Raw genomic sequence first — 5,482 nt, 5'->3', positions numbered from 1 at the left:
GTCGATGCCCAGGTCGCGTATCCGCTGGTATTCGCGGTCGGTGAGCGTCATCGCCGGCGCCACCGTCACCGAGTCGCCGGTGTGCACACCCATCGGGTCGACGTTCTCGATCGAGCACACCACCACGACGTTGTCATGGGCGTCGCGCATAAGTTCGAGCTCGAATTCCTTCCAGCCGTAGATCGATTCCTCGATCAAGACGTTGGCACTGGGCGAGGCGGCCAGCCCGGCGCCGGCCATCCGGTCGACCTCGTCGGCGGTATGGGCCAGGCCCGAGCCCAGCCCGCCCATGGTGAACGACGGCCGGACCACCACCGGCAGTCCGAGTTCGCCGACGGTTTCCCGAACCTCGTCCATCGTGAAACAGACTCGGCTGCGGGCTGATTCGCCGCCGACTTTGGCCACGATGTCCTTGAACATCTGCCGGTCCTCGCCGCGCTGGATGGCGTTGAAGTCGGCGCCGATCAGTTCGACGCCATACTTCTCGAGGACCCCGTTCTCGTACAGCGCGACCGCGGTGTTGAGCGCGGTCTGGCCGCCCAGGGTGGCCAGCAGCGCGTCGATCTTGTGACCCCGCTCCGCCTGTTGCGCGATAACGCGCTCGACGAAGCCGGCGGTGATGGGCTCGACGTAGGTGTGGTCGGCGTACTCCGGGTCGGTCATGATCGTGGCCGGGTTGGAGTTGACCAGGCTCACCTCCAGGCCCTCGGCCCGCAGGACCCGGCAGGCCTGGGTGCCGGAATAGTCGAATTCGCACGCCTGCCCAATCACGATCGGCCCCGAGCCGATCACCAGGACATGCTTGAGATCAGTCCGCCGTGGCATATGTTGCCTCTCCAATCGGGGGGCGAGCGTGCCCAGTTGCACGCCACTGACGGCGTGTCGCCGGACAACCACGCACACTCGTCATCGTTGGCTGCCCATCACGTCGATGAATTGGTCGAACAGGTACTCCGCATCGTGTGGTCCGGCTGCGGCCTCCGGGTGGTATTGCACCGAAAATGCTCGTCCATCAATCAGTTTCACGCCTTCGACGACTCCGTCGTTGGCGCAGGTGTGGCTGACCACCGCCGGGCCGAACGGCGTGTCGAAGGACTGTCCCGCCTCGCCTTCGAGAGCGAAGCCGTGATTCTGGGCGGTGACGGCGACCCGCCCGGTCGCATGGTCCAGCACCGGGATGTTGATGCCACGGTGGCCGAAGACCATCTTGTAGGTCGACAGACCCAGCGCACGGCCCAGGATCTGGTTGCCGAAACAGATACCGAACAACGGGATTCCCGCGCCCAGCACCTCACGGGTCACCGCGACGATACGGTCGGCGGTGGCCGGGTCCCCCGGGCCGTTGGACAGGAACACCCCGTCGGGTTTGAGTTCGGCGATCTGCTCGAAGCTCGCCGACGACGGCAACACGCGGGTGCGCACGCCCCGGCGGGCGAAGTTGCGCGGTGTGTTGGTCTTGATGCCGAGGTCGATTGCGGCGACGGTGAAGCGGTGCGGCCCGTCGGGTTCCACCACATAAGCGTCCGGCGTGCTGACCTGGCCGGCCAGATCGGCGCCGAGCATAGGCTGCTGCTCCCGCACCCGCTCGGTCAATTCTTCGGGCGATGCAAGTGCCTCGCCGGAGAAGATCCCCGCCTTCATCGAGCCGCGGCTTCGTAGCCGCCGCACCACCGCGCGGGTGTCGATGCCGGCGATACCGACGATCTGCTGGCGGGCCAACTCGTCTTCCAGCGTCCCGGTGGCGCGCCAATTCGACACTCGCGGCGAGGGGTCACGCACCGCGTAGCCGGCGACCCAGATCTTGTCGCCCCGGCTTTCGCTATCCTCGCCGTTCCATCCGGTGTTGCCGATCTGTGGCGCGGTGGCCACCACGATCTGCCGGTGATAGCTGGGATCGGTCAGGGTCTCCTGATAGCCGGACATGCCGGTGGAAAAGACTGCCTCGCCCAGTGTCTGGCCGATCGCCCCGAACGCTGTCCCGGTGAATGTACGACCGTCGTCGAGAACCAGCATCGCCTTCACAGCGCCACCCCTTCCGGCCAACTCCGTAGCCACTCCTTGTTATCGTCGCGGTTGTCGGCGCGAAATCCGGTGTCGATCTTGATCCCCGACGGCAGCCGCCACCGGATAGCCAGGATTCCGTCGCGGGCCGCGACCTTGCCGGCGATCACGTGCTCGGTCCGGATGCCGGAGATCGACTCAGTCGGGATCCAGATCGGCTGCGCCCCGGTGCGCTGCACCAGGATGCCCTCGCGATGACGGGTTAGCACCGCCTTGCTGCGGTAGCCCAAGTCGCCCACCGTGATCCGCTGGCTCCACGCCGGCGCCATGGCGCAACCGACGTAGATGCCGTGGGTGCTGATCGCTGCGGGGCCGACCCGGTCCGGGAGCTGGGGCAGTGCGCCGATCAACTCGGCCTGACGCTCCGCGCGCTTGCGCCAGCCGCGCAGCATCAACTGGATGATCAACGCGATCAGCAGAGCCACCAACCCTGCCATGATCAGTGATGCGACCAGCGTTGCGGAATTCATCTGCGCCGCTCCTCAAACGGGGCGCCGCGCTCGGGGCGCACGGTCGGGTCGCCGGGGTGGTTCATACCGGGCTCTTTCCGTCGAGCGCGGTGACCTTGCCGCGCAACAGCGTTGCGGTCACGGTGGCGGGCAGCGTCATCGTCTCGTAAGGAGTGTTGGCCGATCGGCTGGCGAAATCGGCGCCGACGACCGTCCAGGTGGCGTCCGGGTCGACGACGGTCAAGTTGGCCGGCTCCCCGATTTCCAGCGGCCGGCCCTGATCCGGCAGACCGGCGATGCGGGCCGGGTTCTCGCTCATCACCCGCGCGACGTCGCGCCAGGTCATAAGCCCGGGAACGACCATCGCCTGCACCACCGCCGACAACGCGGTCTGCAGGCCGAGCATCCCCGGCAGCGCGGCGGCGAACTCGACACACTTCTCGTGCTCGGCATGGGGCGCGTGATCGGTGGCCACGCAATCGATCACGCCGTCGACCAAAGCCTGCCGCAGCGCGACCGCGTCGGTCGCCTCGCGCAGCGGCGGGTTGACCCGGTTCACGCCGTCGTAGCCGACGAGCCGGCTGTCGTCGAGCAGCAGGTGGTGCGGCGTCACCTCGGCGGTGATCGAAATGCCCTGCGACTTGGCCCATCTGATGATCTCGACGGTGCCCGCAGTGGAGGCGTGGCAGATGTGCACCCGGGCGCCGGCGTCGCGGGCCAACAGCGCGTCGCGGGCCACAATCGACTCCTCGGCGGCGCGCGGCCAACCGGACAGCCCCAGCCGCGCGGCGGTCGGGCCCTCGTGGGCGACCGCGCCGACGGTCAACCGCGGCTCCTCGGCGTGCTGGGCGATCAACACGCCCAGCCCGGTGGCGTATTCCAGTGCGCGGCGCATGATCAGCGGGTCGTCGACGCATTTGCCGTCGTCGGAGAACATCCGCACCTGGGCGGCTCCATCGGCCATCATGCCCATCTCGGTGAGCTCTTTTCCGGCCAGACCGACCGTGACAGCGCCGACCGGATGGACGTCGACCAGACCGACCTGCTGTCCGCGATGCCAGACATGGTCGGTGACCACCGGGCTGTCGGCCACCGGGTTGGTGTTCGCCATCGCGAACACTGCGGTGAATCCGCCGAGTGCCGCTGCGGCCGAACCGGTCTCGATGTTCTCGGCATATTCGCGGCCGGGCTCACGCAGATGGGTGTGCAGGTCGACAAACCCGGGAAGGAGCACCTGACCGATCGCGTCGATGACGTCGGCATCGACGGGAATCGGCAGCCCGGCACCGATGTCGGTGATCTGCCCGCCGTCGACCAACACGTCGACCTGCTCGCCTTCGCCGTAGCGCCGCACCCCACGCAACAACACGCTCACGCCATCACCCCTTTGCCGGCGAGCCCCACGGCGGCCGACTCGGTGCCCACCAGCAGGTGGAACAGTACCGCCATCCGAACGTGGACACCGTTGGAAACCTGTTGCAGCACCGCCGATTGCGATGAATCGGCGACCGACGACGATATCTCCATGCCGCGCAGCATCGGCCCCGGATGCAGCACGACCGCATGCCCGGGGAGCAGGGCCTGCCGCCGATCGGACAGCCCGTAGCGCACCGAATACTCACGCGTGGAAGGAAAGAAGCCGCCGTTCATCCGCTCGGCCTGCACCCGCAACATCAGCACCGCGTCGGCGGCGGGCAGTTCGGCATCCAGGTCGTGCGACACCGTCACCGGCCAGTCGGTGACCCCGACCGGCAGCAACGTCGGTGGCGCCACCAGCACCACCTCGGCACCCAAGGTGTGCAGCAAATGCGTATTGGAGCGGGCGACCCGGCTGTGCAGGATGTCGCCGACGATGACTACCCGCCGGCCCTCGATGCCGCCGAGGCGCTGCCGTATGGTCAGCGCGTCCAGCAGCGCCTGGGTCGGGTGCTCATGGGTGCCGTCGCCGGCATTGATCACCGCCGGCCCGGTGTCGTCCGACGCGGAGGTCCAGTTCGCAAGCTGTTGCGCCGCACCGGAAGCCGGATGCCGGATGATCAGCGCGTCAGCGCCTGCGGCGCGCAGCGTCAGCGCGGTGTCGCGCAGCGATTCACCCTTGCCCACCGAGGATCCGGCGGCGCTGACGTTGATCACGTCGGCGCTCATCCACTTGCCCGCCACCTCGAACGACACCCGGGTGCGGGTGGAGTTCTCGTAGAACATCGTGATGATGGTGCGACCGCGCAGCGTCGGCAGCTTGCGGACCTCGCGCCCGACCAACGCCTGGGCGAACCGGTCGGCGTCGTCGAGGATAGCGGTGGCCTCGTCGCGGGTCAGGTCGCCGGCCGCCAGCAGGTGCCTGGTCACGCGTCCTCCCGGGAGATGACGACGGCATCACGACCGTCCTGCTCGGCCAGCAACACATGCACGTTCTCAATTCGCGAGGTCGGCACGTTCTTGCCGACATAGTCGGCGCGCAGCGGTAATTCGCGGTGACCGCGGTCGACCAGCACCGCCAACTGCACTACCCGCGGACGTCCGACGTCGCGCAGTGCGTCCAGCGCCGAGCGCACCGAGCGACCGGAATACAGCACGTCGTCGACGAGAATCACCAGCGCGTCGTCGATGCCGCCGGCCGGTATCGAGGTGTTCTCCAGCGGCCGCGGCGGCTTGGTCATCAGATCGTCGCGGTAGAGCGTGATGTCCAGGGCGCCGTGCGGGATCTCGGTACCGGAGAATTCGGCGATGTTGACCGCGAGGCGGTCGGCCAACGTCACACCGCGGGTGGGGATTCCCAGCAACACCACCCGGGGCGCATCGGCCCCGTCGAGAGCGGTCTTTTCGATGATCTGATGCGCAATGCGCGAAATAGTGCGACCCACGTCGGCCGCCGACATCAGTTCCCTCGATCCGCTGTTCGAAGCGGCGTCACCCGAGGCACCCATGCGAGATCTTGACCTCCTTCTCCGCCTCTCTGGACGGATCGTTAAAGG

General features: G+C 67.6%; 6 protein-coding genes. All 6 read right to left on the bottom strand.

Annotated elements, in window-relative coordinates; all coding sequences use genetic code 11:
• Positions 1-825: carbamoyl phosphate synthase preATP-grasp domain-containing protein (locus AC2VOG_RS13005; RefSeq protein ID WP_486940310.1), on the bottom strand; the 825-nt coding region annotated here is incomplete at its 3' end.
• 81 nt (positions 826-906) lie between these two features.
• Positions 907-2,013: a glutamine-hydrolyzing carbamoyl-phosphate synthase small subunit gene (carA, locus tag AC2VOG_RS13000; RefSeq protein ID WP_486940311.1), complete on the bottom strand. Its 1,107-nt coding sequence runs from the start codon at positions 2,011-2,013 to the stop codon at positions 907-909.
• 5 nt (positions 2,014-2,018) lie between these two features.
• On the bottom strand, positions 2,019-2,531 hold the full coding sequence (locus AC2VOG_RS12995) for a PH-like domain-containing protein (protein WP_486940309.1): 513 nt from the start codon (positions 2,529-2,531) through the stop codon (positions 2,019-2,021).
• 61 nt (positions 2,532-2,592) lie between these two features.
• Positions 2,593-3,885 (bottom strand): dihydroorotase, encoded by a 1,293-nt coding sequence (locus tag AC2VOG_RS12990; protein ID WP_486940308.1) that lies wholly within the window; start codon positions 3,883-3,885, stop codon positions 2,593-2,595.
• Positions 3,882-4,856, bottom strand: a complete 975-nt coding sequence (locus tag AC2VOG_RS12985; RefSeq protein ID WP_486940307.1) for an aspartate carbamoyltransferase catalytic subunit — start codon at positions 4,854-4,856, stop codon at positions 3,882-3,884. The genes AC2VOG_RS12990 and AC2VOG_RS12985 overlap by 4 nt, the downstream gene beginning before the upstream one ends.
• The gene (gene pyrR / locus AC2VOG_RS12980) at positions 4,853-5,434 is read right to left on the bottom strand and encodes a bifunctional pyr operon transcriptional regulator/uracil phosphoribosyltransferase PyrR (RefSeq protein ID WP_486940306.1); all 582 of its coding nucleotides are present in this window, start codon (positions 5,432-5,434) and stop codon (positions 4,853-4,855) included. Before pyrR ends, AC2VOG_RS12985 begins: the two co-directional genes overlap by 4 nt.
• Between the last annotated feature and the right edge of the window lie 48 nt (positions 5,435-5,482).

The organism is Mycobacterium sp. TH-M11, from assembly GCF_057473725.1.
Note: the sequence above shows the minus strand (reverse complement) of the source record. Positions and strands in the feature narration are given on the sequence as shown.